This window comes from Nonomuraea lactucae, from assembly GCF_003313395.1.
Classification (GTDB): domain Bacteria; phylum Actinomycetota; class Actinomycetes; order Streptosporangiales; family Streptosporangiaceae; genus Nonomuraea; species Nonomuraea lactucae.
Genome location: NZ_QNFZ01000358.1, coordinates 1 through 737, shown reverse-complemented (window position 1 = coordinate 737; position 737 = coordinate 1). Strand labels below are relative to the sequence as shown.

Annotated in this window: 1 protein-coding gene; it reads left to right on the top strand. The window is 75.3% G+C overall.

The annotated features are described in order from the left end of the window. The coding region (locus tag DQW85_RS21940) for a carbamoyltransferase C-terminal domain-containing protein (RefSeq protein WP_275888235.1) at positions 1-569 on the top strand (569 nt) is incomplete at its 5' end. Positions 570-737: the final 168 nt, after the last annotated feature.

Genomic DNA, 737 nt, shown 5'->3' with positions numbered 1-737 from the left:
TGCCGCACACCCGGCCCGCCGACCTGGCGGGCGCGGTGGCCGCCGAGCTGGCCGCCGACCGGATCGTGGCCTGGTTCCAGGGCCGCTCCGAGTACGGCCCGCGGGCGCTCGGCCGCCGGTCGCTGCTCGCCCATCCGGGGCACGCCCGCAACACCGAGCGGCTCAACGACGTCAAGGGGCGCGAGCAGTTCAGGCCGATCGCGCCGATGGTGCTCGACTCACGCGCCGCCGAGATCTTCAGCCGGGGGCCTGTGCCCTCGCCGTACATGCTGTTCGTGCACGACGTGCGTCCCGAGTGGCTCGCGCGCATCCCGGCCGTGGTGCACGTGGACGGGACCGCGCGCATCCAGACGGTGTCGCCGGAGTCGGAGCCGCTGCTGACCCGGATGCTGTCGTCGTTCGAGGCGCGGACCGGGCTGCCGGTGGTGGTGAACACGAGCCTCAACACCGCCGGGCGGCCCATGGTGGACGATCCGCGCGACGCGCTCGAATGCTTCGGCTCCTCGCCGGTGGACGTGCTCGCCCTCGGGCCGTACCTGGTGCGGCGCGGAGAGGTGTTCGCCTCGTGATCACCGCGGTGATCCCCACGATCGGCCGGCCCAGTCTGCAGGCGACGCTCGCGGCGCTGGGGCCGGACGTCCCGGTCGTCGTCGTGGACGACCGGCCGCCCGGCGTGCCCCCGCTGGACGTGCCCGCGGGCGTGCGGGTCGTGCGTTCGGGGGGACGCGGGCCCGCCG